Origin of the sequence: Ulvibacterium sp., from assembly GCF_965228935.1 — a bacterium.
Lineage (GTDB): Bacteria > Bacteroidota > Bacteroidia > Flavobacteriales > Flavobacteriaceae > Ulvibacterium.
In genome coordinates, this window is sequence record NZ_OZ245846.1 from 240159 (window position 1) to 265544 (window position 25386).

Annotated in this window: 20 protein-coding genes; 11 read left to right on the forward strand and 9 right to left on the reverse strand. The window is 43.6% G+C overall.

Annotated elements, in window-relative coordinates:
• Positions 1-2 precede the first annotated feature (2 nt).
• Positions 3-716, reverse strand: a complete 714-nt coding sequence (gene rpiA / locus ACO06Y_RS01100; protein WP_422081980.1) for a ribose-5-phosphate isomerase RpiA — start codon at positions 714-716, stop codon at positions 3-5.
• 131 nt (positions 717-847) lie between these two features.
• Here rpiA and ACO06Y_RS01105 point away from each other — a divergent pair, with 131 nt between their 5' ends.
• Positions 848-1579, forward strand: coding sequence for an HAD family hydrolase (locus ACO06Y_RS01105; protein ID WP_422081981.1), 732 nt, complete (start codon positions 848-850; stop codon positions 1577-1579).
• A gap of 52 nt (positions 1580-1631) precedes the next feature.
• Here ACO06Y_RS01105 and ACO06Y_RS01110 read toward each other — a convergent pair whose 3' ends face one another.
• Complete coding sequence (locus tag ACO06Y_RS01110) at positions 1632-2156, reverse strand: hypothetical protein (RefSeq protein ID WP_422081982.1); 525 nt, start codon at positions 2154-2156, stop codon at positions 1632-1634.
• Between the two features lie 227 nt (positions 2157-2383).
• On the opposite strand from ACO06Y_RS01110, the gene ACO06Y_RS01115 reads away from it, so the two are divergent.
• The 4 genes from ACO06Y_RS01115 (at position 2384) to ACO06Y_RS01130 (ending at position 9088) form a co-directional block, all read left to right on the forward strand.
• A complete protein-coding gene (locus ACO06Y_RS01115; protein WP_422081983.1) occupies positions 2384-5542 on the forward strand; it encodes a response regulator in 3159 nt (1052 codons plus the stop codon).
• Positions 5543-5843: 301 nt separating this feature from the next.
• A complete protein-coding gene (locus ACO06Y_RS01120) occupies positions 5844-6701 on the forward strand; it encodes a UDP-2,3-diacylglucosamine diphosphatase (protein ID WP_422081984.1) in 858 nt (285 codons plus the stop codon).
• Positions 6702-6711: 10 nt separating this feature from the next.
• A complete protein-coding gene (locus tag ACO06Y_RS01125) occupies positions 6712-7716 on the forward strand; it encodes a glycosyltransferase family protein (protein WP_422081985.1) in 1005 nt (334 codons plus the stop codon).
• A gap of 7 nt (positions 7717-7723) precedes the next feature.
• Positions 7724-9088, forward strand: a complete 1365-nt coding sequence (locus ACO06Y_RS01130) for a GH1 family beta-glucosidase (RefSeq protein ID WP_422081986.1) — start codon at positions 7724-7726, stop codon at positions 9086-9088.
• Between the two features lie 249 nt (positions 9089-9337).
• On the opposite strand, the gene ACO06Y_RS01135 is transcribed toward ACO06Y_RS01130, so the two are convergent.
• Positions 9338-9919: a Crp/Fnr family transcriptional regulator gene (locus tag ACO06Y_RS01135; protein WP_422081987.1), complete on the reverse strand. Its 582-nt coding sequence runs from the start codon at positions 9917-9919 to the stop codon at positions 9338-9340.
• 76 nt (positions 9920-9995) lie between these two features.
• On the opposite strand from ACO06Y_RS01135, the gene ACO06Y_RS01140 reads away from it, so the two are divergent.
• On the forward strand, positions 9996-10958 hold the full coding sequence (locus ACO06Y_RS01140) for a nucleoside hydrolase (RefSeq protein ID WP_422081988.1): 963 nt from the start codon (positions 9996-9998) through the stop codon (positions 10956-10958).
• Positions 10959-11065: 107 nt separating this feature from the next.
• On the forward strand, positions 11066-13261 hold the full coding sequence (locus ACO06Y_RS01145) for a S41 family peptidase (RefSeq protein ID WP_422081989.1): 2196 nt from the start codon (positions 11066-11068) through the stop codon (positions 13259-13261).
• A 279-nt stretch (positions 13262-13540) separates the two neighbouring features.
• Here the strand turns inward: ACO06Y_RS01145 and ACO06Y_RS01150 are convergent, their stop codons facing one another.
• Positions 13541-14599, reverse strand: coding sequence for a hypothetical protein (locus tag ACO06Y_RS01150; protein ID WP_422081990.1), 1059 nt, complete (start codon positions 14597-14599; stop codon positions 13541-13543).
• A gap of 578 nt (positions 14600-15177) precedes the next feature.
• Here ACO06Y_RS01150 and ACO06Y_RS01155 point away from each other — a divergent pair.
• Positions 15178-15636 carry a hypothetical protein gene (locus ACO06Y_RS01155; protein WP_422081991.1) on the forward strand — a complete coding sequence of 153 codons (459 nt, stop codon included), beginning with the start codon at positions 15178-15180 and terminating at the stop codon, positions 15634-15636.
• 456 nt (positions 15637-16092) lie between these two features.
• Here the strand turns inward: ACO06Y_RS01155 and ACO06Y_RS01160 are convergent, their stop codons facing one another.
• The 3 genes from ACO06Y_RS01160 to ACO06Y_RS01170 all read right to left on the reverse strand — a co-directional run bounded on the left by ACO06Y_RS01160 (position 16093) and on the right by ACO06Y_RS01170 (position 18694).
• Positions 16093-17229 carry a serine hydrolase domain-containing protein gene (locus ACO06Y_RS01160; RefSeq protein WP_422081992.1) on the reverse strand — a complete coding sequence of 379 codons (1137 nt, stop codon included), beginning with the start codon at positions 17227-17229 and terminating at the stop codon, positions 16093-16095.
• Positions 17230-17249: 20 nt separating this feature from the next.
• Positions 17250-17789: a DinB family protein gene (locus ACO06Y_RS01165; RefSeq protein ID WP_422081993.1), complete on the reverse strand. Its 540-nt coding sequence runs from the start codon at positions 17787-17789 to the stop codon at positions 17250-17252.
• Positions 17790-17956: 167 nt separating this feature from the next.
• Complete coding sequence (locus ACO06Y_RS01170) at positions 17957-18694, reverse strand: glutamine amidotransferase (protein WP_422081994.1); 738 nt, start codon at positions 18692-18694, stop codon at positions 17957-17959.
• 529 nt (positions 18695-19223) lie between these two features.
• Between ACO06Y_RS01170 and ACO06Y_RS01175 the strand changes: the two genes are divergently transcribed.
• Positions 19224-19616 (forward strand): DoxX family protein, encoded by a 393-nt coding sequence (locus ACO06Y_RS01175; RefSeq protein ID WP_422081995.1) that lies wholly within the window; start codon positions 19224-19226, stop codon positions 19614-19616.
• Positions 19617-19620: 4 nt separating this feature from the next.
• Positions 19621-20016, forward strand: a complete 396-nt coding sequence (locus ACO06Y_RS01180; RefSeq protein WP_422081996.1) for a VOC family protein — start codon at positions 19621-19623, stop codon at positions 20014-20016.
• Between the two features lie 67 nt (positions 20017-20083).
• On the opposite strand, the gene ACO06Y_RS01185 is transcribed toward ACO06Y_RS01180, so the two are convergent.
• Positions 20084-21646 carry a DPP IV N-terminal domain-containing protein gene (locus ACO06Y_RS01185; protein ID WP_422081997.1) on the reverse strand — a complete coding sequence of 521 codons (1563 nt, stop codon included), beginning with the start codon at positions 21644-21646 and terminating at the stop codon, positions 20084-20086.
• A 79-nt stretch (positions 21647-21725) separates the two neighbouring features.
• Entirely contained in the window at positions 21726-22886 is a 1161-nt protein-coding gene (locus ACO06Y_RS01190; protein ID WP_422081998.1) for a serine hydrolase domain-containing protein, read from the reverse strand.
• A gap of 335 nt (positions 22887-23221) precedes the next feature.
• Between ACO06Y_RS01190 and ACO06Y_RS01195 the strand changes: the two genes are divergently transcribed.
• Positions 23222-25264, forward strand: a complete 2043-nt coding sequence (locus tag ACO06Y_RS01195) for a bifunctional metallophosphatase/5'-nucleotidase (protein WP_422081999.1) — start codon at positions 23222-23224, stop codon at positions 25262-25264.
• Positions 25265-25386: the final 122 nt, after the last annotated feature.

Below are 25386 nucleotides of genomic sequence, written 5' to 3' on the forward strand. Positions count from 1 at the left end.
CTCTATTTGGAGCTAGGTTCCCTCTCCCGATCATTCCTTAAAAATAGGGTCTCATCGCCCTGTCCCATGATGATAAGATCCGTGGTTTTCAGAAAAAGTCCGGTTTCAACCACCCCGGGCATTTCTATGAGAGTCCTATTCAATCTGTCTATATCCTTGACTCCAAAAATATCGACGTCAAGAATACAATTATTTTCATCGGTTCTAAACGTTTTTCCATCGCGTTTTCTTATGACGGGTTTCAAACCCATTTCGATTAGCTGGGCACGTATTGTTGGGGTAGCCAAAGGGATGGTTTCCAAAGGCAACTTAAATTTACCCAAGGCATTGACCTTCTTTCCGGAATCGGCAATGATTACATTTAGCTTGGCGTTATGGGCAAGAATCTTTTCCCACAATAGCGCACCGCCACCACCTTTGATCAATCGGAACTGTGGATCGAATTCATCCGCACCGTCTATATTGATATCCAACTTACCGGCCTTTTCCAATGATATTAGCGCTATACCCAAATCCTTCGCTAATTGGGCTGTCTTTTCAGATGAGGGCACACCCTTTATGGATAGACCTTTCCCAACTTCTTCTCCCAATTTACGGATCATATGTACCGCCGTAGATCCAGAGCCCAGACCCACTACCATCCCATTTTTAACCAAGGAAACGGACTGGATAGCGGCAATTTTCTTTTCGTGTTCCGCGTTGGCCGATTTCATCATAAAACTCTTTGTAAACTAAAGATAGCTATTACCAAGGGAATTCGGGTACCGATTTTATTTCCAAGCCAAGAAATTCCGCATTTAAAATAGTGGATACTTTTTGCCCCAAATTTTCCTAAATTCGGCCTATAATGATCAAGGCCCTAATTTTTGACTTGGATGGAACACTTATCCAGACGGAAGTATTGAAGGCAACTTCGTATGCCCAGGCCATACAACAGTTGACCGACCATAACGTACTGGAACAACAGGTAATGGACGTTTTTGGAAAATTCGTGGGATTGTCCCGGGAAAAGGTTGTAGATGGCCTTTACGGGGAATTTTCATCAGAATTGAAACTGCACTTGGGCTCTCAGGATTCCGTCAATGTTAAGGAGGAAATCATCAACAAACGACTATCCATTTATGATGAAATCCTTAAGGATGCGGTTCTTTTATCCAGGCATTTTTGCCCCTTTACCCTTGAGCTTTTGCACAAGGCCCATTCAGAGAAGTTACAAATTGTTTTGGCTACCATGTCCCATCTGCCCCAGGCCACAAGGATGACCGCCATACTGGGGATAGCGGATAAACTTAACTTGATCCTCACTCGGGACGATGTCATTAAGGGCAAACCAGATCCCGAGATTTATCTCAAGGCAAAAAATCTACTCCAGTTGGATTCGGATGAGTGTTTGGTCATTGAGGACTCCGTCAATGGCATCAAGGCCGGACTCAAGGCCGGAATGCAGGTCTTTGCCGTGACGAACGATGTTACAAGACGTTCCGTACATGCCTGTAATCTGTTGGAAGATGCCTATATCGTGGATACGCTTGAAGACCTAAGCTCAAGGGTATTTGGTTTTATTAGGGCCAAATCGTAGTTTTTTCCCCTTAAAAAATAGTCATTCTTCCCACTGGACATAGGTACGTTCGCTAACTTCTTACCAAATCCAGGTTGATTACGGCAGACTCCTCCGTTCCATTCCCTGTAAAATCAAAAGTGGTAATACCGCTCAGAAACAACACATTGTTTTCGATTGCGATATTGAACAATTCATAATCGTCCCGGGCATCACCATCAAAGACGATTATCAGTAGGTCTCCGTACTCCTCCCCATTAAAACCAAGTTCCCCGGAAAATGTTTCCGAGCCCAGTCCAGGAGTGTTTATCGTGATGGAAAATCTGCCATTGGCCTGGACGGTCAGTGTAGCACTTCCGCCCTCCTCAATAATGTCCAATCGAGTACCGGAAACATCGATACTTTCAAACACCGCACCTATAGCCGTCCAATTCCCGGTAAAATCGGAAACTGAAAGTGTCTGGCCTTCCAAGGATATAACCAAATCCTCATCATCACTGCTGCAAGAAATTGAAGTGCCAAGTATTATGAACATAATAACCATAGAAAACATGGCCCTTATTCTCCTGTACAGGTAATCCAAACCTTTATTTTTCATTCTTTCAATTTATTTTGGTTTAACATAAAACTAGCTGCAATAGTCCAGTATCAACTATTGCAATGCCCTCTCAAAAGTAATTGTATGGAGAGCGATGGCTTACTACGGATGTTCCAATTTTTAGCACCGATGTTACATGTATTAATCCCATTATCTAGGGAATCGCTATAAAAATGATAGATTTTACCACTATCTTAGTAGGTATACCAACAACCCATCCGATCAACATGAGAAGGCTTTTTGTTTTTGGCTTCATCTGTTTAAACTGCTGGGTAACCCATGCCCAGCTTGACTCAAAAATTGATAGCCTGGAACAACTGCTCGAAAAGAGTCGTGATCAGGATACTACCCAAATCCAACTACTTTTGGATGTGGCCAATGCCTACCGAGGGGTCAGTTTGGATACCTCATACCTTTATGCAAAAGAGGCATATGACCTAGCTCTAGTCCATGACCATGAATACGGTATGGCCTCGGCGGATAAAATTAGAGGGACTTATTTTCTCTATTCGGGGATTACGGATAGCTGCATTTTTTACTATCAGAGAAGTCAGGGGTTATTTCAAAAATTAGGTGATCTGGATGGGGTACATGATATTAACTATAATCTAGGTCTTCTTCACGTATCATTGGCCGAGTATGACAAGGGCATCTCCTATTACCAAAAGGATTTTGACTATCGAAACCAAATTAATGACACCTTGGGGATAGCAGATGGTTACTTAAATATGGGGGCTGTCTTCTTGTACAAGGGTGACAATCAGAATGCTTACACGAACTTTACGGCCTCCCTTCCCTATTTTGGCCAGGCCGGTGATAGTTTGTCCGTAGCCAAGGTAAATTTTAATCTTGGAACCATACAATGGAACTATAGCAATTATGACTTGGCCTTGACCGATTTTTTCTCCGCATTGGAAATCTTTGAGAAGGAAGGTGACCGTTATCTGTTGGCCAGTTGTTTGGAAAACATCGCCGGGGTGTACGAAAACATGGAGAACTATAAAAATGCCTTAAAATACTATAGGGCATCATTGCTGCACAGCCAGGAAGTGGGCAATGCAAGACTTACTGCTTCCAACTACCATAGTCTTGGTGCGGCAATGGATAAAAGTTCCCAAAGGGACTCCGCATTTTACTATTTCGATAAAAGCCTGGCTTTATCGGAGGAAGGCGATTTTAAGGATTTATTGAGCCTCAACTACCATAGCCTAGGTGTACTGTATGCGGGTAATGATCCGGCAAAGGGCACTGAATTCCTCAATAAGAGTATTACCCTAAAAAAATCCATTGAACTGGATGACCATAATATTGCGATAAGCTTGTATGAGCTGGGCGCCATCTACGCGAATGGTCGGCAATGGGCCGAAGCGAAAAGGGTTTTTGAGGAAGGATGGGAAGTCTCCCGACAAACCGACAGCAAGGATATTAAAAGCAAGCTGTCCTATGCGTTATATGACCTGCATAAAAGAATGGGAAATGAAAATAAGGCACTTTCCTATCTGGAAGAGTTTTATGTGTTAAGGGACAGTATTTTTGATGAGGAAACGAGCAAAAACATCGTGGCCCGGGAAATCCAGTACGAGACCGCAAAAAAAGACCAACAAATACAACTTCTGGTCAAGCAAAAGGAGCTACAACAAGCCGAAGTAGCTACCAAGGAAGCCCTGGTCAAGCAACGTTCCATACAAAGAAACCTGCTGCTGTGGGGAATTGTCTCTTTGATCATTATTTCCCTTCTTTTATTTCGAAACTATACTATAAAGCTAAAGTCCCGTGAACTCGTTAATAGAAAACAGCAGGAGTTCGTAAACCTTAGGTCACGTTTTTTTGCAAACGTTTCCCATGAATTTCGTACGCCGCTTACCCTGATTCTTGGGCCCTTGAACGATTTGCTATCCTCGAAGCCAGGTAACAGGGAACATCAAGAAAGCTATCGATTAATGAAGCAAAACGGCGAGAAGCTATTAGGCCTGGTAAATCAGTTACTTGATCTTGCGAAACTGGAGGCCGGCAATATGCCCTTGCGTTTAGCGGAAGCCGACCTCAAGACCTTTTTGAGGGCACGGGCCGCGGCCTTTAGTTCGCTTGCCGACTTTCAGGAAATTACGTTCCATATAAACGTTGCACCAGAAATAGCATCAGGTTGGTTTGATTCCGATGCTCTCGAAAAGATCATCAATAATCTATTGTCCAACGCCTTCAAGTATATCGGGGAAGGAGGAAAAATAGACTTTATGGCTTCCTTAACGGATGGAAACGGTACAATTTCAAGAGAAGGCACCTATTTAAAAATAGAGGTAAAGGATGAGGGTTTGGGCATTTCCGGTCCGGAACTGGAAAAAGTTTTTGATCGTTTCTACCAAGTAGATGGTCCATTTACCAGGGAAAAGATGGGAACGGGCATTGGTCTGGCCCTGACCAAGGAACTGGTAGAATTGCATAAAGGACATATTTCCGTTGCCAGCGAAGAAGGCAAAGGAACTGTCTTTACGGTTGTCCTTCCCATTACCAGGGAGCGTTTCAAGAAAGCGGACATCATACTCGAGGATGAAAAGACGCAAAAGGTTCGGGACTTGCATAATGTGGTTCCCGCCAGGGCTTTTGCCGATTCCGAAATTCCAGGGGCCAAAACAAAAGGACTCCCCATATTGTTAATCGTGGAGGACAATACGGATGTAAGGGCCTATATCCGGAAACAACTTCAAGACACCTACGAAATTGAGGAAGCGAACAACGGAGCAGAAGGTTTTACCTTGGCCCAAAAGAAGATCCCCGATATCATCATCAGCGATGTGATGATGCCCGGAATGAGTGGAATGACACTCTGCGAAAAGCTAAAACAGGATGAAAAAACAAGCCACATTCCCGTGATATTACTTACGGCATTGGCATCCCAAGCCTCTAAACTCGAGGGTATTGAAACAGGGGCGGACGACTATATTGTTAAACCTTTTGATAAGGAAGAACTAAGGGCCCGAGTAAAAAACCTGGTGGATCAACGGCAATTGCTACGGGAAAAATATAGCAGAAAGCTTCGTTTGGAGCCCAAGGCGTTGGCCGTTACCTCTACGGATGAACGTTTTCTCAAAAAAGTGTTGCATACGTTGGAACAGCGTTTGGATGATTCCTCATTTGGGGTTGAGGATTTGGCAAGGGAGGTAGGCATGGGCAGAACACAGTTGTTTCGCAAAATGCGTGCCCTGACCGATCAAACTGTCCAGGACTTTGTCCGGGACTATCGGCTAAAAAGGGCGGCACAATTATTAAGGGACAAGGCCGGGAACGTATCGGAAGTTGCCTATCAGGTAGGGTTCAACAACCTTTCCTATTTTACGAAACGCTTTAAGGAGCTTTTCGGCAAAACACCTTCGCAATATGCCTCTTAGATAGTCGGTTACCCGACCACGTATTAGGATTGGCTTTTTTGATTCCACCGAATTCAATAAGAGTTGAAAGCTCTAGGCAGGAATCCAATTGATAACCTGAAGTTAACGCAACCTTAAAACCAACTTTGCAAAAGTCTAAAGGATAATTTACAAACTTTGAATAACCTGATTGTTTTGGCGTGAAAAAACATCGAATCTTAGTATTTACCAAACCATTTTGCTCCCTTTGTTTTTCTTCACCGTATCCATCAATCGGCCTCGCGATCAGATTTGATACATATACCAACACCCCCTATTTCCTATGAAAAAAAGATCGGTAGACCTTGTGGTCATTTCAGATGTGCACTTGGGCACATATGGATGTCACGCCAAGGAGTTATTGGCCTATTTAAAATCCATAAAACCCAAGCAAGTCGTACTAAATGGTGATATCATAGACATTTGGCAGTTTAGCAAACGCTATTGGCCCAAGTCCCACATGAAGGTGGTAAAGCTGATTATGCAATGGGTTTCCAATGGGGTCAAGGTGCATTATATTACGGGGAACCATGACGAAATGCTACGGAAGTTCGTAGGTTTTACCCTAGGTTCTTTTTCGATTTCGAACAAGGTAGTACTCTCCTTAAAAGGGAAAAAAGCGTGGATGTTCCATGGAGATGTTTTTGACGTAACCATGCAGCATTCCAAGTGGATCGCAAAGCTAGGCGCCATCGGATATGATTTTCTGATTCTCTTGAACCGCTTTGTCAATTTTATTAGCAAAAAAATGGGTAAAGGACCCGTTTCCATGTCGAAGCGGATTAAAAATGGTGTGAAATCGGCTATTAAATTCATAAGTGATTTTGAGAAAACCGCAGCCGATATTGCCATAGAAAAGAAATTCGATTATGTGGTCTGCGGCCATATCCATCAACCGGAAATCAAGGAGATCCAAACGGACAAAGGATCCGTATTGTATTTGAATTCAGGGGATTGGGTGGAAAACCTCACCTCGCTGGAATACCACCGGGGCAAATGGAAACTATACAATTATAGCGAAGATGTATCGACCAAGGCCTCGGACGTGGATGTCGCCGATCCCCTAGAAGTCCTGGAGAAAAACGTACTCTTTGAACATTTGTTACAGGAATTCAAGAGTATTGGGCAAAACCGAATTTGAATCGCTCCAAATGAAAGTGCTTTATGCCATTCAGGGAACGGGAAATGGACACTTGAGTCGGGCCAGGGATATCATTCCCGTCCTTGAACGAAAAAATATAGAACTGGATATCCTGGTCAGTGGCACCCAGGCAGATATCCCTATTCCCTATCCCATTACGTACCAATTAAAAGGATGGAGTTTCATTTTTGGAAAAAAGGGAGGCGTGGATATGTGGCGTACGTATCTAAAAACCAATACAGCGCGATTGCAAAAGGAAATCAAAAGTATTCCCGTGGCCCAATACGATCTCATTATCAATGATTTTGAACCGATAACTGCATGGGGCTGTAAATTGCAAAGCAAGGCATGTATCGGTTTTAGCCACCAAGCGGCGGTTTTGGCATCGGGGGTACCCAGACCCAAAAAAAATGACCTTTTGGGAAAGCTGATTCTTCGAAAATATGCGCCAACAACAAAATCGTACGGCTTGCATTTCAAAGAATACAACAACAACATATTTACACCGATTGTACGACAAGAGATTCGAAAAACCACGCGAAGTTCAAAAAATCATTACACGGTATATTTACCTTCCTATAGCGATGAAAAGATTCTGAATATGCTTTCCAAAGTGAAGGGAATTCAATGGGAAGTTTTTTCCAAACATACGCGCACCAATTTTTTTCAGAACAATGTCTCCGTTCGTAAAATCAACAATAAGGCTTTTATTCAAAGTATGGCATCGTGTAAAGGCATGCTCTGCGGAGCAGGTTTTGAGACTCCCGCAGAAGTACTACACATGGGCAAAAAGCTTATGGTTATCCCCATGAAAGGACAGTATGAACAACAGTGTAATGCCGCGGCATTGAAAGAAATGGGCGTTCCGGTAGTAAAATCGTTAAAGATGAAACACCTCGGCAAACTTCAGGATTGGGTGGAAAGCAATCGAAAAGTGGAGGTTTACTATCCTGATATTACGGAATCCATTATAGACCGAATTCTTGAAGAGGCTACCGCCGGTGTCCTCCACTAAAATACGCATGCGAAATATTCCCAAGAGCGAACCTATTAATTTGAACAAGACCGATTTTGGTCATGATTTTGTTTGGGGCGTATCCACAGCGGCGTATCAAACTGAGGGCGCTTATGAGAAAGACGACAAGGGAATGTCTATCTGGGACGATTTCACGGCAAAACCAAAAACAATTTTTGCGGGACACCACGGGAAAGTCGCTTGCGACTTCTACCATCGCTATCGTGAGGATATCCTTCTGATGAAGTCCATGCATATCAAAAACTTCCGGTTTTCGATTTCATGGCCAAGACTTATGCCCAAGGGCCATGGTGAGGTAAACAGGGCCGGGGTAGATTTTTACAATCGTGTCATAGATTTCTGTCTGGAATGTGGCATCACTCCTTGGGTTACCCTGTACCATTGGGACCTACCTCAAACCCTGGAAGCCAAAGGAGGCTGGGCGAACCGGGACATTTTAGGTTGGTTTGGTGACTATACCCGTCTTTGTGCAAAGTATTTTGGTGATCGGGTAAAGCATTGGATGGTTTTAAATGAACCAATGGTCTTCACGGGCGCGGGGTATTTTCTCGGAGTCCATGCACCGGGGCGCAAAGGATTAAAAAACTTTTTGCCGGCGGTACATCACGCTACCTTATGCCAAGCCCTTGGAGGTAGAATCTTAAGGGAGGATGTTAAACGGTCTTGTATTGGCACCACGTTTTCATGTTCCCAAATTTCCCCGTATTCAGAAGATGAAAAAGACCTGATAGCGGCAAAAAAAGCGGATATCCTATTAAATCGCCTATTTATTGAACCTACCTTGGGCTTGGGGTATCCCATGGAAAATCTAAACGTCTTAAAACGTCTTGAACGATACCAGCAGCCCAATGACCAAAGGGACATGACCTTTGCGTTCGACTTTATCGGCATTCAGAATTATACAAGGGAAGTCGTAAAACACAGTTATCGTGTTCCTTATTTAAGGGCCAAAATCGTAAAGGCCAGTGAACGGGAGGTTCCCATTACGGTGATGGATTGGGAAGTACATCCTCCCAGCATTTATGAGATGATTGCCAAATTCAATGCGTATCCCAATATTAAAAAAATCATTATTACCGAGAACGGGGCAGCATTTGAGGACAAATTGAAAAACGGGGCTGTAGAAGACACAAGAAGGGTAAATTATCTACAGGATTATTTGAAACAAGTGCTAAAGGCGAAAAACGAGGGTTTGGAGGTCTCGGGATATTTTGCCTGGACCTTTATGGACAATTTTGAATGGGCAGAAGGGTACCATTCCCGATTTGGCCTGGTGTATGTGGATTTTGCCACCCAGGAAAGGATTATCAAGAAGTCCGGAAAATGGTTTAGGGCCTTTTTAAGACCATGAGCATTCCCGAGCATATATCCAAATCTACACTTCGTCAGTCAGGATCGGAAGAAGTAAATGCGATAATCAGACAGGAGATTACAAAACAGATGGCAAAAAAGCTGATGAGGGCGATATAGTTGTTCATAAGTAGGAATTTTCGTTGAAAATAGCAAAAATCCCTATTCGCGAGACTTCTATATCATACTTTTCGATGAACGGGCCCTTTTTAGGAAGGCAATCGGTCCATTGAACCGGTAATTGTTTTTATTATTCCTTGAACAGGTCCATTCGTTCCATTTGCTTTAGGGTCCTGTTAAGGCTGCGTAAAGTTACCCCTAGATAATCCGCAATATCCTTCTTCGAAAACATACCGGTCTCTTTGGAAAAAAGTTGGGACAATTTGTTCAAATTATGGGCCGTAGGATAGGTTTGCTGACGGGAAGTACGAATTGCGGAATCCCGTAATTTTGTGGCCAGGGCCCGGGAAACCATCAAATTAAATCCTGGGACATTGTTCATCATAGCACAAAAATCGCCCTTCCCTATGCAGTATGTAGTAACGGTAGTGAGTGCCATAACATTGCTAAAGGTGCTGGTGTTGTTCAAAACCTCTATTTCGCCCAACAATTCGCCTGCACCAAAGAATTCCTGTACAAATTCCTTCCCGTTTTCCTCGCAAACATAGCACTTGGCAATCCCTTCTTTTATAATATGGACGAATCTCCCTTCCTTTCCCTGCACGATCAACTTTTGCCCCGGACCAAATTGCCTTTCCCGAAAGGTCTTGTATCCCTCCTTGCCATCCCATTGGGAAAAGAAATCAAGTAGTTCGCTATTCGTCCGTATCATTTGAATTGGTTTGGACATTTGTCCTTTTATGGTAACGAAAAAAGTACTTGATTTGAAAATAGCAAAACGACCAATTATGGACAAATTAATTATTGATACCGATCCCGGGGTAGATGACAGTATGGCCCTGCAGTTTGCCCTGGCTTCCAAAGAGTTTCATATACTGGGAATTACCACGGTGTTCGGAAATGTCGATATCGAACAAACCACTAAAAACGCCTTACGTCTACTTCATTTGGCCAACAGATCGGATGTTCCCGTTGCGAAGGGTGCTTCAAAACCGGTTCAGGGAGAATTCCTTGGCGGTGTGCCCTTTGTTCATGGTGACGATGGGCAGGGTAATACCTGGAAACCTTCCGGTCCCTTAAAACCGATAGACACCGGAGCCGAAGAATTCATTATCGAACAGGCATTACGCTATCCCGACCAAGTTCGTATAGCTGCCCTGGGCCCTTTGACCAATCTTGCCGGGGCATTGGAAAAGGAGCCCAAAATCCAGGATAAGGTAAAGGAAATTGTATTTATGGGTGGAAATGCATTCTGCTCCGGAAATGCCACACCTGCTGCCGAAGCGAACATGCTTTCGGATCCGGAAGCCGCCGATAAGGTCTTGGGGGCAAACTGGCCCATGACCATGGTAGGGTTGGACGTTACCCATAAAACCCTGCTTTCCCGGGATACCTTGAATAGAATTTCCTCGTTCCGGTCACCATTGAACGACTTTGTAATGGAAGCCTATCAGTTTTACCTGGACTTTTTCATAAAGGCCAATAAGATCGATGGAACCTTTGTTCACGACTCTTCTGTAATTGCCTATTTAATCGACCGGAATCTATATAAAACCGTTGAGTACCCTGTTCGTGTTGAAACACAACACGGTATTAGTCGGGGCAAGACATGGCCTTCGTTGGGGGAATCGGATCATGAAGGTTCCAAAGCTTTGGAACCTTGGCGAAACAGGCCTAAAGTTAAAATTTGTCTTGACGTTAAGGATCGGGAGGTAATCCAGCTTTTGGAGCAGCGCTTAACCCAGAAATAGCATCGTCGACAAAATATATCCGGCTTTTTAACATACATTACAACTTCCTTAACATCAGAGCATTACAAAGGGCCGTAGTTTTAGAAAAACTAATCCCTCCTGCCGACATGAAAAAAAATACGCTTCTTTTCCTTCTGTTGACATCACTTTCATTTTACGGACAATCGTTAACTCAGCGCTTTCATTTGGACTTCGAAAATGCCCAAAATGGTAACGGTTTACCTTCAGAATGGATCCATTGGGGAAACTACCATCTCGACACGGACGATAAGGTATTCCACTCGGGCAACTACTCGGGTAGGATTGTTTCCGACAGCACAGGCAGTACTTTCGGCAGTATGGCATATCGTATTCCTTCCAAGTATAGGGGAAGCACCGTTAAGCTTCAGGGCTATATTAAGACCAAGGATGTTACCGACGGTCATGCCGGTTTGCTGTTACGCCTTGATGGTGAGGGGGGACCGCTTCATTTCGATAATATGCGAGACAGAGGCGTAATAGGTTCTACGGATTGGAAAAAATATAGTATCAGCTTCCCTTATCCGGAAGAAACTGAAAATATTATGGTCGCAGGTATTTTGGTGGGAAAAGGCACTGCTTGGTTCGATGATTTTGAAGTATTCGTGGATGGCAAAAATATCCAAACCCTTGCCGAGGTGGAAAAAAAGCTATCGAAGGCTGAAATGGATACTGAGTTCGAAAAAGGTTCCAATTTCAAACTAGAACAGCCTACGGAGCGGCAATTAAAAAACCTCTACACTTTAGGTAAAATATGGGGATTTGTAAAATACCATCATCCAGAAATTGCAAAAGGAAACATTAACTGGGACAGTGAATTGCTCAGGACTATTTCGATTATTGATAGTACTGACTTTGAAAATCAAGTTTTTTCTTGGTTGAAAAAGTTTGAAAAACCCGCCTCGGAAAAACAAATCGAAGATGTTACTAAAAATGTTGCATTGGAAGCGAATACCAACTGGATATCAAGTTCGGATATTGAATCCAAGGACCTAAAGGGGTTACTCCACGCGTTACGGGAGGCACCAAAAGAAAAGATAAACTATCATTTAAAATTTGCACCCAATATAGGCAACCCCTTATTCAAAAATGAACGTTCATATAAGGATATGGAATGGAACGATGACGGATTAAAACTCATAGGTCTCTTTAGATATTGGAATATGATCGAGTATTTCTTTCCCTACAAACATCTGATAGACGAGGACTGGAACAACGTCTTAAAAAAGTCGATACCCCTGTTTTTGAAAGCGGATGACGAATTGGGTTATAAGCTGGCCATGCTTAAATTAATTCGGGAAATTCAGGACACCCATGGAAACATGGGGAGGCGGGATAAAGTGCTTATCCGATTTTTTGGACAAAACATCGCTCCTATTCAAGTGCATTTTATACAGGACAAGGCGGTTGTCGTAAAGACCTATCCGCAACTTCCACCCGAAAGTAAGATAAAACCAGGGGACGTTATTTCAAAGGTGAATGGAATTCCGATAACCGATTTGGTGAAAGAAAAATTAGCGTATACCCCGGGCTCGAACAAAACCGTACAATTATCGGCCGTTGCCAGAAAGCTTTTGCGCACCAATGAAAATAGCCTTACCCTTTCCATTGAGGACGGCAACAAGGTCTTTGATGAGGAAGTTTTAAGTGTTCCTTATGGTGAGATCAATTTTTGGGACAAAGACATTCCTTCACATAAGGAATTGGAAAACAACATTGGATACATTTATCCCGGAAGCCTTAAAAAAGGGGAAATCCACGATATTATGAAGACTTTTATACGTAAAAAAGGTCTTATTATTGATTTGAGATGTTATCCTTCCGACTTTATTGTTTTCAGTTTAGGAAAGTATTTGATGCCCCGACCCACTGAATTTGTGAAATTTACTATGGGCAGCCTCCAACAACCGGGAAAGTTTACATTTTCCGATCCCCTAAAGGTAGGAGAGGACAATCCCGATTATTTTAAAGGAAAGGTTGTCATCTTGGTAAACCCAAGTACCATAAGTCAATCCGAATATACCACAATGGCTTTAAGGGTAGCGCCGAATGCTATGGTAATCGGACATACGACCGCTGCAGCCGATGGTAATGTAACATCCATAGTCCTTCCTGGAAACATCAGAACCATGATCTCAGGAATTGGTGTCTACTACCCGGACGGTACCGAGACCCAACGTATAGGAATTGTTCCCGATCTGGAAATAGAACCGACCATAACAGGTATTCGAGAAGGTAGGGACGAGGTGCTCGAAAAAGCAATACAACTTATCCGTGAAGAATAGCATGCCCTCTCCGTTTTCTACATACTCGGAGGGGAACATCCAAAATACTGCTTAAATACAGTGGAAAAATAGGCCAGCTGGTTGAATCATGATGCATACCTTGCCATTCTCGCTATAACCACCCACTTCAGGGTTTTTGAGTTCAATGTTTATTGTACCGAATATTGGCATATGACACCACTAAGAATTTATCCAGCTCATTCTATCGTGTGCAAAAGGCACAAAAACCAAGGGAAATCAACACTACTGGATTTTGGTTTTGTAAATGGATATAGTAATTTAACGATAGTATACCGTAAATCCTGAAGCCGGAAATTCAGAAGGGCAAGTTCCCGTGGTTTCCCGAACCACGTGCAAGGTACCATCTGGCTGTAACCGGAAATAAAAGTAGCCCCCGGAACCCGGTTCGTAGCAATGCTCCGTGGTTACCTCTTCGGGATCTATGTGGGTCGTAGCACCAAAGAGTACCCGATTTACCGTGGATTCCGTGCCTCGGACAATTTTCACCGTTCCGTTCAGGGCCGTTGCCACATGAAGGGGTGAGAATTCGGTCTGACCAAAATAGGGAGTCGAAAATACTTCCTCGGTATCAAACCAAGTCCCGGCAATAGTCCCTTCCTTCCCTCTTGGCCCCCTACAATTTAAGGGTTGGGCCAGCGGCTTGGGACCGAAAAGGTCGTACATCTGATTTCTAAGACCCGAGGTATAGTAGTCATAGGGACAACTGGCATATTTGAACGTCTCAACGGGATGAAAACGGTCATTGTTTAAAAAGGTGAGTGGGCGTTCACTATGATATACGCCAAAATCAAAACTTTTGGCCTGTGCCGTACCCGAGGTGGTTCCTATTAAGTCTCCGGCCGAAACCTGAAGCAGTGTTGGAGGTTGGCCCTCGAACATGCTTATTCCTTGGTCTGTAGCCAAATTTCGGATTGCGGGGATGGGATTTGTAATATGGCCAAAACGAAGTACCACCTCACAGCTGGCGCGGAACATCAAGCCAAAGTCGGCCCCGTCATCCGTAACATTCATCAAATCCATGTCCACGGGAGCATATATGGGTACCTCTGTAACATCAGGTTTAATGAACACATAGGAATGTGCCGAAAAGTTATGAAAGGCCTGTATTTCGCCAAGAGGCTCTATATGATCAATACCGTCAAGATCCGTAAAGGAGGCCGTAAAACTTACATTGGGGTTGGAACCGGTCTCGCATGCAGAAAGCAGCGGCGGTCCACTACTATCGCCATCATCACTTCCACATCCAACAAGAAATAAGGAAAACAATAGGAGTACAAGAGATTTTCTTGGTTCTTGAATTATAACATCTATATCCATTAGAGCAGCTAAATTAATCCAACGAAAAGGACAGGGCTTGGAGCATGAATGGTTTCTCAGAGCATTTATCTCCCAAGTGCATCCGCTTCAAGGTAGCGATTTTTGTTTGATTTCCTTGGCTAGTCGGGGAGATTGTAAAATGCCTTGACCGCTTTATAGTCGGAGTAATTCAATTTTCCTGCTTGTGTACTTTCAAGAATCGGTATATATCTAAATATGTTGCCTCTAAACACGGAATACTGAAATTCAGTTAAATCGACCCCATTGGTACTCTCCAGTCGTATTACGATTCCTACAAAGCCCGGCGTGGTATAGGATTTTACTATGTAACCACGACTTTTGGAAATGTAACACGGGCTAAAAAATCGATGTGAGGGTCGTAGAAAATATTTGCCAAAGGCCGGCTTACCCAGCTAAATGTTTAGAAAAGAAAATTGATTTTAAATTGAATCTCGCAGTTGAAAGTTTACATAAACCATGATTGTGAAATAATCATTTCCTTGGTTTTTGGGATTTACACTAACTACGCAACGTTAACCAAATATCTTCATCTATATGAAAAGCTAACGATGGTCTTTATGAAATACAGGTTACTTAGAATTATTGCCCTAGCATTATTTATTATAAGCTGCGATGGAGATGACGAATTTGATCCCGATACCGAACAAAGGATGGATTTTGATAAATTTACTTTGGTTACCCCTTTGAACTGGTCACGTTTTTATCCCCAAGGCACAGATGGTTTTTTTGGAGGCCTTACCAATAATCAGGACACGCTTTATTTTGATTATGGTGTTTTTTCTTTTTCCTCCATCGATGATATCAAACGGGACAGCGAAACAATCAGTTACCAAGAGCTTAGGATAGGCGGTTATTCTTCGAAGATTGTTCTAGAAAAAAGAGCGGGGGAAATTGATGAAAGGTTTTCACTCTATACGGATAAAAAAGATGGGGAGAACTTGAACAGGATTTATTGTTACGATCCCCTTGAAGAGGAATTGGTTAAAAACATTTTTTTGTCCCATAAGTTTAAATAGACATTGACCTATGATGACTTTCTTGTCAGATAACCTCCAAGGACGTACAAATCAAACTCTTAAATCCGTAATTTAAAGGCACAATTAAAGGATAATTGACAGATTCGAAAAACAAAATCTCGTGAGGGTTAAGAAAACAGGAATATCAATAATCATATTTTGCTTGGCTTTTCTGTATTGTTGCAGCAAAGAGGATTGCATGGAGGAAAAGAAGGATAGTTGTGTTGTAACATTTGAACTAAACCCTGTATGTGGATGTAATGGGGTCACTTATGCAAATCCTTCCACTGCTAAATGCAATGGTATAGATGATTACACGATGGGCGCTTGTAATTAGCATTTTTTCGAAACCTTCAAAATTCCATTCAAACCCAAGGTCTATGGGAATATTACCTAATTTAGAGTCGCTGAATTAAAGTTTAAAAAAACTTTGTTTATTGTACTGTATTAATTTAGTCACCATTGGTAAGCATTGAAGATAGATTCTTGTATTTCACTTATTAAATCGCTTCCATTGTCTCCGTTTGTCATTATAATAAGCGAATTACCAAGGTATGCAAAGGATATGTAGTTGTTTGCAAAACCCTTGTTATTGCCCCCATGTCCTAAAAGTAGTGAATCGCCCTCTTTGTCAAGACGTGGCCCGAGTCCCCATTGTCTCTCATGCTTGGTCAACATAAGTTCAATGGTCTCTTTCTTTAAAATACCCTCTTTCCCGCCGGTAAGTATTTTATGGATCTCAATACAGTATTTTGCCAAATCGTTGGGTGTGGTCCATAGACCTGCCGCGGCCTGTTCGGGGTAATTGTGCCAAAGTCCCGACACGACCTTTCCGCGGCTATTGTGGGCGGCACTTGCGACGGAGTGCCTAGCTTCCGATAGTGGTTGTTCGAAAGTACTATTATCCATACCTAAGGGACCAAGGATGTTCTCATTCATATATACTTCTAAAGGTAGGCCACTAACATCCTCGATTACCTTTTCCATAATTGAGTATCCGCCTCCCGAATATTTCCAATTGCTTCCCGGTATTCTATTGACTTTCACCTTGGGGGTGTTCCCTTCACCGTTAAGGACTTTCTCAATCTCGGGCAAGTCCTCATATTGCCTGTATCCCGGGAAACCGTGCACCGTGAGACCGGCCGTATGCGTTAGAATTCTTTCAAGTGTAACTTTTTCGTCCTTTGTGAGATCATTATTTTCTATTTTCCATCCTTGAAGATAATTGTTGACGTCCTCATCCAAGCGGACGAGACCTTTTTCAAATAGTTGTAATGCTGCTAGAGCTGCGATAGGTTTGCTGATTGAACCTGCCTGAAAAAGTGTATTGACATCGACTTTTCGGCCATTTTCCCCATTAGCGATACCATATGCCCGTACCCATTCTATTTTTCCATGTCTTACCAATGCAATGCTCACACCGGGAACATTATAATACGCCATTCTTGCGGAAAGATCATATCCGGTTTCCTGTTCCACAATACCCGCTACGCCCGATTCAAAAGAACTGAACTTTATTTTCCTCTTTTCACTTTGACATGAAATAATCGAGTAACCAATTATTGAAACTAAAAGCGCTTTTTTTAATCTCACTATCCTTTATTTGAATCGAATCATTCCTTGGGGGTATAATTTAAAATGGTAAGATACTTGGGCCATGGGCCTACCTCGTTCTTGTATTGCTTGGCCATTGTCCTTGAGATTTGGGCGATATGGCCAAGGTCATGTACCACCCATGCGGATAGGAGCTGGGCCAACGTAACCTCACCAAATTCCGGATGGATCCCTATACGTCCGTAATCGATGGAAGTAAGGTTTCTTGACCTTAATTCGGCAAGATTGTCTTTCCGTAACCCTTCGAACTCATCAAGCAGGTTTTTGAGGGTTTTGCCACTGGAATTTTCAAATTGTGCAAATCTATCGAAAGGTTCAAAGGCCGGGTTTGGACCATTTTCAAGAATACGTGCGGTTCGTACCATCCAATCGGTCTTTTCACCGTGAATCAAATGTCCTACCACATCAAATGGGCTCCAAGTGTCCCCGCCTTCATTTTCCCAGATCCACTCCTCAGGCAAATCCTGTAATAGGGCCCTTAGAACCGTTGGTGTTCTCTCTAAAATCGGGATGGCCCGATCCAGTTCAAATTTCATCATCAATAGGGTTATGGTTGTAAATCACTTATCGCAATATCTCCAAATCGTTTCTCCTCCATCAGTGTTTTTTTATCGCATTTTAGTGACGAAATTTAGCGGAAAATATCGGTATCGCAAATTCCCCGAACCTCGGAATGCCCATCGCACTTCTACAGTTCCATTTCAAATCATCCCCGATTTCGGGCCTGTAACTTGTAGCGCTGTACAAAGCGTTTAAGTATTTCCTTTGCTATCGGGGTATGGGTTCTGCGAATTGCCCTAATTAATCCATCGGCTTCCTCAGGGGCAAAATAGCCAAAGTTCTTATAGATCTTGATTCGTAGAATGAATTCATCCGCATCCGCCTCAGGATGGAATTGCGCAGCATAGATGTTCTTTTTTACCCTGAACATTTGCACGGGACAAGATTCGGAAGTTCCTAAAAGAACTGCTCCTGGAGGAAGGGCATCGCAAGCTTCCTTATGTCCTACCAATGCCGAAAATGTTCGTGGCAAACCTTTTAAAAGCGGGTCGTTTGCCCCTTCTACGGTTACTGCAATATCAACACTTCCAATAGGTTCGGGGTATTTTTTTGAAATCCTGGCCCCACAGTATTGGCCCAGAAGTCCGTTGCCCGAACAAGCACCAAAAAAGGGAACGTCCGCCGGAACCACTTGATCGAACAATCTATCGTAAAAGGCTTCTATATCCCTTTGGACCTTACTCTTGTCCTGTTGATCCATACTCACATCAAAAGGGCTTCCACCGGCAATGATGGCATAATACGCATCGATTTTAATTTGGGGGATGCCCTGATCTAAACGAATGCGATGAACCTCGTTCGGATTTAATCCACCAACCCGTAAAATGGCCTGGAACTCACTATCGGCTGCTTCATCTTCGGGCCGCATTTGTAAAATGAGCATTTTCCGCATTAAACCTTATTTATTTTCAATCATAAAACCCGTACATAAAAGATGGGGGTTGAAAACCCGTCCCATTTTTATAGCCCAAAAGAGAAAGATGATATGTATCCCTTCCATCCATCCAATATATAAAAACTTGGCATATCGTCTCCAAAACCTAAGGGAATTGCCATACCTTTTCGGCCTTCCTCCGGAATGCCCCAAGAAGTTTACAAAATCTACCTTTGGGTACCTCTCGGCTACTGAGGGCACCGATCCGTCGATTTCATTTTTCCCGTTACGATTTAAACTGTTGATTTATAAAAGCTCGAGGGGAACCTTCTCTATGTAGGAACGCAAAAGATTACGATCAGCAGGGCCCTTCGTAACGAAGTGTATGAAAGAATAGTGGGCAATAACCTTATTGGACGCTCCATGGAAGGGGGCACGTAAAAAGAAGGATTATATGAGCTACCAAATGAATCTTTACCATAGTATCGCCCAAATAATGCTTACCTTTAAGTCACCGACAATCTTAAACTTCCGACCAATGGAATCGAACAAACAAATTTCAAAAGGCCGCTTATGGGTCTCCTACATCCTACAGGGCATCTTAACGCTAATGTTCCTTATGGGAGCCGTGATGAATATCCTAGGAACGGAACAAGCCGTAGATGGTGCCGTTACCATGGGCTATCCTGAGTCCTCCGTGCTTTATTTAGGGCTAGTGTTGCTCTTAAGCACCCTTTTGTACGCATATCCCAAGACATCGGGTTTGGGTGCCGTATTGCTTACCGGATGGCTGGGCGGTGCCGTGGCTACACATTCCATCAATGGAGATCCGCTCTTCAACACCATTTTCCCGATAATTTTTGGCATCGTCCTATGGCTGGCCCTATGGTTGAGACAGGAAAAAGTTCAAAATTTAATTTCGTTCAAATAGAAAGATGATGCTTGGTAACTCACCGGCCTTTTACAGTTTTTCCACCAATGACATTACCAAATCCAAGGATTTCTACGAGGGACTACTTGGGTTAAAGGTAAAAACGCACGAAATGGGAATGCTCCGGGTTTTCATTCAAGGTAAAGAGATTGGTATTATCTATCCCAAGGAAAATCATGTCCCGGCTACTTTTACGGTACTCAATTTTGAGGTAACGGGTATTGAGGAAAAGGTAGATGCCCTTATCGCCAAGGGAATCGTTTTTGAACAATATCCTGCTCCTTTACAAACCGATGAAAAAGGCATATGTTGGCCTCCTCAAGGTACAGACCGACCCGCTATAGCATGGTTCAAGGATCCGGGAGGAAACATCCTTTCTTTAATCGAGGAGCGTCCTTAGGTACGATGGTTCCATGGAATAGATAGAAAATCATAACACAGGTTCTATTTGTCATATTCTATTCCCTTTATTTTGTTGGTTCGGTTGTGTAACCTACCCTACCTCCAAGTTCTTCCATTTTGGATTTGGAATGGGTTCCGTACCACGAAATGGTATCCAATTCCGAAGCTTTTTTGTAATACTCGAAAGCGGTTTCCAATTCGCCGTTTGCCTCATAACTTTGGCCCAAATCATGATAGGTCTGGTGAGATCGGGGATAGAGTTCCAAATTCATATGGAGCAAGTCTATGGAGCTTTCATACCTTCCCTGAAAATGGTACCAATAGGCGAACATCAACATTTCATAATCGTTCAAAAAAATCCAGTCCTTGTACTTTTCCCGTAGTTCGTTGAAAACCGTTCGGCCTTTTTCCACCCCTTTGTCCAATACCAGCCGGAAAAACTGCGATTGGGACAACGGGGCCTCCAAATTTAGTTTTTGATAATACTCCGCGGTCATGTCCGGAAAATGTTCGGTATTTACATCCTTGCCTATATAGTCCAATACCTCTTTTGCTTCCGCGTTTCTGTTCGTCTTTATCAATTCATCGGCAAGACCCAGCAATTCCTCCTCAAAAACATATTGAGTCGCCAATGAATCGAGAACATCATTCGGATAAGCCGCGATTGCACTTTTCAGACCGTCTTCCTCAATAAGGTCAATGAATGGGGTTACTTCCAGATTGGTCAGTGTCTTTCTATTATTGCCCTCTAGATCGGTTACCACAATACTATTTCTGCCTATTCTACTGGAATGAAAGGTCAGGTGCCTACCATTGGGGGAAACCCGTGCCTCTAAATCCCAATTCGGGGAATCGGTTATTCTTTTCCATTTTTTTGTGGTTACCTCAATACTATAAATCTCATATTTGGGCTCGTCCTTATTGCTATAGAAATAAATATGTTTGCCATCGGCGGACCAAACGGGTGCCCCATCATCCGACCAAGATTCTGTTATCCGCTCCACCATTCCGGTTTCCAAGTTCAGTACTTCTATCTCCGGATTTCCATACCTTCCCGAGTTGAATGCAAGTTGTTTTCCATTGGGATGTAGGGAAGGGTTAGCTACGCCCCAATCAAAAAAGGTGACTCGGGATTTCTTACCGGTCCCTACGTGAAAACTATAAATATCCGACCCATTTTCATTCTGTACCTCGGCGTAGATATGTTCGCTATCCGGGGAGAAAACCACTTGCGTGGACAGCACATCCTCTTCCTGGGACAGCATTTGGATATCGGAGCCATCGGTACTCATGATAAAAAGTGACCGTATCCCGTCCCCTTGATCTGAGATGAACGCAATTTTTGTTCCATCGGGAGAACAGCTAGGGAAGCTATTTCCCCAACCCTTTTGATTAAAGGTCAATTGTTGAGCATCACTTCCATCAACATTTATACGAAACAAGTTTTGGGTCGGGTGCGAATTTCGGGTACTGGCAAATACGATTTTTTCCCCATCGTGAGACCAGGTAGGTTGGTAGTCCCAATATTCCGGGACAGTATAGCGGATAATCGTACTGGACGTTTTTTTACATGAGTTCAATCCGAAAGAAAGCAGGGCCAGAAGGACAATTTTTATATAGTTTTTCATCGGTATAAAGTATTTTTTAAGTTTTATAATTAAAGGTTTGACCTCTAGCCATTTGAACCATACCTATCCTAAGAGCCCATTAGTTCAGCACCATGGGCAATAAATGGCCATACAGTAATTTAATAGGTTCCAATTCCTCCCTATAGGTTGCCGAATCGTTTTGGGTCATAACGATTACCATATCATATTGGGGAATTACCAATAGGAACTGCCCCCAATGCCCATAGGCCATAAGAATATCGAATGTATTTTTGACCTTCGTTCTCTCAAGTGGCAATAACCACCACATACCCCCATACCCCGCGGGGATACTACCGTGAAATTTCTTGACCAAGGGAACGGCATTCACCAATATCCCATTGATCCAATTTTCCAGAAAAATCTGTTGTCCCTCCCAACAACCGTTCCTTAAATACAGATAACCTATGCGTGCCAAATCCCCTGGGGTAAGGAAGAGTCCACCCCCGGTATGTGGAATACCCCTATGGCCCCAAGACCATTGGGCACTTTTAATGGCAAGGGGGCCAAATAGAAACTGTTGTGCAAAATCCTCGGTGCCCATCGCGGTGGCATTTTGAAGAAGGCCGCCCATTAGGATGGCTATCCCACTGTTGTAGTACCATTTCTTGCCCGGGGTCGATTCCATTTCGTAATCCAGGACGTATTTCATTTTGTCGCCTTTGTACTTATTTAAAGGGCCAAGGTGACGCTCCCCGGTCCATGCCTGACCCGTACGCATATTCAGGGCATGTTGTAGGTTCATAGCCCTTTTTACACTATCGTCATTCCTAACGGTCTGGTACTCGGGAAAGAAATCGAGGATTTTTTGATCAAGGCCCTGGATAAAGCCTTGTTGAATAGCGACCCCGACCAAAGTACCGGTGATACTTTTAGTTACCGATTGCAAAGTATGTGGTTTGGAATCCTCATATTCCCCGAAACTTTCGTTGACTATTAGATATCCGTTTCTTACTATAACCAAGGATGTAATGGGCCGTAAAATCTCTCCCTTTCTAATTTTTTCGATCAAACCCTTTAGTTTTCCTGCATCCAATCCTTGACCTTGTGGAATATCGGTCCGCCAGGCTTCCTTAGGAAAGTAATTGTCTCCATAGTTTTTGAAATATGCGACGGAATCTTCCCGAAGCATCCTGACCAAATCCTTTTCATTTTGGGCCAGGACCTTGCCGACATTGCAATTCACAAAAACGGCCCATAAAGAGAGGACAAATAATCTCATAATACCATGGCTTAAACCCAGATGAATGTAGCATATATGGGCTACAGATGTTTAAGCCGAGAGCCAAAATCCGTACGGATTCATGAATCCATACGAATTGGAATCATTCGAAGTTTTCAGCTCGGCGTGGGGTGAAAGCACTTTGGCTACAACTACGGTCAAGAAGGAAGCTTTGTGCTTGGCCTAAACGAATCAATCCGAAAATGGTTCTAAGGAATAGTGTTATTCCCAGGTCAATTTCCAAATACATTTTTTATAAAGATTATTTAACCATTCACAAATATTGTACTGTTCTTTAGGCGTTAGTTTTATTCGATAACTAAAACTATGATGAAATGAAAAAGAACAAATTACTCCTAATTGCCTTGACCTTACTGTTTTTTTACGGTTGCTATCCCGATGACTTCGTTGGAGGGGGAGGTAAAGACGACGATGGAGACCCTACAGGCGTAGATCCCGATGCCCAACAAGCATTGGACGAAGCGGATTTTGTACTTCAATTATTACATTACGCGGATGTCGATGGTAACGAAGAGATCGCTCTGGATGCGGTCGATGAATTCTCCGCATTGGTCAACGGCCTTACCAACGACTCGGATTACGGATCGCAGACATTGATGGTCAGTTCCGGTGACATCATTATTCCGGGATCCCGATTTTTTGCCGCGGAACAATCCGCCGTCCGTGCGGTTACGGGAAGTAATGAACCCGGACATGCCGATATCGCATTTGCCAATGCCTTTGGTGTCGTAGCCAGTGCTCTGGGAAATCATGAACTGGATGCAGGGCCCGGTGAATTTTCGGATGCCATCCAAGCTGAAGCCGGTGGTGGTGCCGAATTTATTGGATCGGCCTTCCCTTTCCTTTCGGCCAATGTAGATTTTACCCTAGATGAGGATTTTTCTATCGGAACCGATGGCTCCGAAGCGAGTACTATGGGCACCCAAGTGGCCAAATATGCCATAGCGACCATTAATGGGCAGCAAATTGGTCTGGTCGGGGCGTCCACACCTACCCTACCGAACATCACCAGTACCGGTTCATTGATCGTTAGTGGAGAAGGGGGTACCATGGACCTTGCCGCAGAGATCCAACCCGCCGTTGATGCCCTAAAAGGAGCAGGGGTCAACAAAATTGTCCTTTTGGCCCATATGCAACAAATTGCCATTGAAAAAGAACTGGCTACCCTTCTGGACGGTGTGGATATTATTGTTGCTGGGGGATCTAACACTCGCATGGGCGATAGCGATGACAGCTTATTCTCCGGAGACGGGGGCTTTCAAGAAACCTATCCCTTTATCACCAAGGATGCCAGTGACAACCCTACCCTTGTGGTCAATGTAGATGGGGATTACAAATATCTGGGGCGATTGGTCGTAGGATTCGATGCCCATGGCGTTTTGGACACCAATACCTTGGACGAATACCTCAACGGATCCTATGCGTCCATATCTTCGGTAGTCTCACAAGTGAACGGATCACCGATTTCTACGGTTACCACCCTTCAAAATGCACTGAATTCCGTTATCGATGAACAATTTAGCAATGTCCTCGGCTTTTCGGATGTTTACTTGGATGGTAGAAGAAGTCAGGTAAGGACCCAAGAGACCAATTTGGGCAACCTTACCGCAGATGCCAATTTGTGGTATGCCAACCTACTTTCCGATGAGCCCGTACAGATTTCATTGAAGAATGGTGGTGGGATCCGAACCGAAATCGGTACGGCCGTCTTGCCTCCGGGATCCACGGATCCAAATGATGTAGAATTTACGGCACCGGAAAACATTTCCGAGGGCAACCTTAGGGCCGTATTGCGCTTTGACAATGGATTGGTACGATTAACGGTTACGGCAGCAGAGCTCAAGGATATTTTAGAGCACGCCGTTGCGGCCACGGAATCCGGGGCTACCCCTGGGCAGTTCCCACAAGTGGCCGGACTTTCCTTTACCTTTGATACTGCCGGTACTCCAAGAACCGCTCAGGGTAACGGTACCCGGATTTCGGAACTTAGTGTAGGTACCGATGTTGTGGTATCCGGGGGTACGATCCAAGGCGATGCCTCCCGTACCTTTAATCTGGTAACCCTAAACTTCCTGGCGAATGGAGGCGATGCCTATCCGTTGACCGATGCCGATTTAAGTGCACCCAACCGGGTCAATTTCTATGAGGGCACCGGTTTTGGTGAGGAAATCGATTATCCGGATGCCAATTTGGGCAATGATCCCGGAGCCAACAGCTCATTTAGCTATACCGGTGGGGAACAAGAGGCCTTGGCAGAATACTTGATATCCCAATTCCCACAATCCAGCCCTTATATGGAATCCGAAACCCCGGCAAGTGCGGATACCCGTATCGTACAAGCGAATCCTGTAAATTAACATTAGGGCTACCCACTATTGATAAATTACCAATAACGAAAAGAAACGTCCCCGAAAAATTTCGGGGACGTTTCTTTTGACCCCATTTACAAAATCAAACCCATAAACCCCAGAGTCTTTTG

What these genes read in the sequence shown, in the direction of transcription:
- rpiA (WP_422081980.1), bottom strand. Translation starts at nt 716, where the DNA reads ATGATGAAATCGGCCAACGCGGAACACGAAAAGAAAATTGCCGCTATC.
- ACO06Y_RS01105 (WP_422081981.1), top strand. Translation starts at nt 848, where the DNA reads ATGATCAAGGCCCTAATTTTTGACTTGGATGGAACACTTATCCAGACG.
- ACO06Y_RS01110 (WP_422081982.1), bottom strand. Translation starts at nt 2,156, where the DNA reads ATGAAAAATAAAGGTTTGGATTACCTGTACAGGAGAATAAGGGCCATG.
- ACO06Y_RS01115 (WP_422081983.1), top strand. Translation starts at nt 2,384, where the DNA reads ATGAGAAGGCTTTTTGTTTTTGGCTTCATCTGTTTAAACTGCTGGGTA.
- ACO06Y_RS01120 (WP_422081984.1), top strand. Translation starts at nt 5,844, where the DNA reads ATGAAAAAAAGATCGGTAGACCTTGTGGTCATTTCAGATGTGCACTTG.
- ACO06Y_RS01125 (WP_422081985.1), top strand. Translation starts at nt 6,712, where the DNA reads ATGAAAGTGCTTTATGCCATTCAGGGAACGGGAAATGGACACTTGAGT.
- ACO06Y_RS01130 (WP_422081986.1), top strand. Translation starts at nt 7,724, where the DNA reads ATGCGAAATATTCCCAAGAGCGAACCTATTAATTTGAACAAGACCGAT.
- ACO06Y_RS01135 (WP_422081987.1), bottom strand. Translation starts at nt 9,919, where the DNA reads ATGATACGGACGAATAGCGAACTACTTGATTTCTTTTCCCAATGGGAT.
- ACO06Y_RS01140 (WP_422081988.1), top strand. Translation starts at nt 9,996, where the DNA reads ATGGACAAATTAATTATTGATACCGATCCCGGGGTAGATGACAGTATG.
- ACO06Y_RS01145 (WP_422081989.1), top strand. Translation starts at nt 11,066, where the DNA reads ATGAAAAAAAATACGCTTCTTTTCCTTCTGTTGACATCACTTTCATTT.
- ACO06Y_RS01150 (WP_422081990.1), bottom strand. Translation starts at nt 14,599, where the DNA reads ATGGATATAGATGTTATAATTCAAGAACCAAGAAAATCTCTTGTACTC.
- ACO06Y_RS01155 (WP_422081991.1), top strand. Translation starts at nt 15,178, where the DNA reads ATGAAATACAGGTTACTTAGAATTATTGCCCTAGCATTATTTATTATA.
- ACO06Y_RS01165 (WP_422081993.1), bottom strand. Translation starts at nt 17,789, where the DNA reads ATGATGAAATTTGAACTGGATCGGGCCATCCCGATTTTAGAGAGAACA.
- ACO06Y_RS01170 (WP_422081994.1), bottom strand. Translation starts at nt 18,694, where the DNA reads ATGCTCATTTTACAAATGCGGCCCGAAGATGAAGCAGCCGATAGTGAG.
- ACO06Y_RS01175 (WP_422081995.1), top strand. Translation starts at nt 19,224, where the DNA reads ATGGAATCGAACAAACAAATTTCAAAAGGCCGCTTATGGGTCTCCTAC.
- ACO06Y_RS01180 (WP_422081996.1), top strand. Translation starts at nt 19,621, where the DNA reads ATGATGCTTGGTAACTCACCGGCCTTTTACAGTTTTTCCACCAATGAC.
- ACO06Y_RS01185 (WP_422081997.1), bottom strand. Translation starts at nt 21,646, where the DNA reads ATGAAAAACTATATAAAAATTGTCCTTCTGGCCCTGCTTTCTTTCGGA.
- ACO06Y_RS01190 (WP_422081998.1), bottom strand. Translation starts at nt 22,886, where the DNA reads ATGAGATTATTTGTCCTCTCTTTATGGGCCGTTTTTGTGAATTGCAAT.
- ACO06Y_RS01195 (WP_422081999.1), top strand. Translation starts at nt 23,222, where the DNA reads ATGAAAAAGAACAAATTACTCCTAATTGCCTTGACCTTACTGTTTTTT.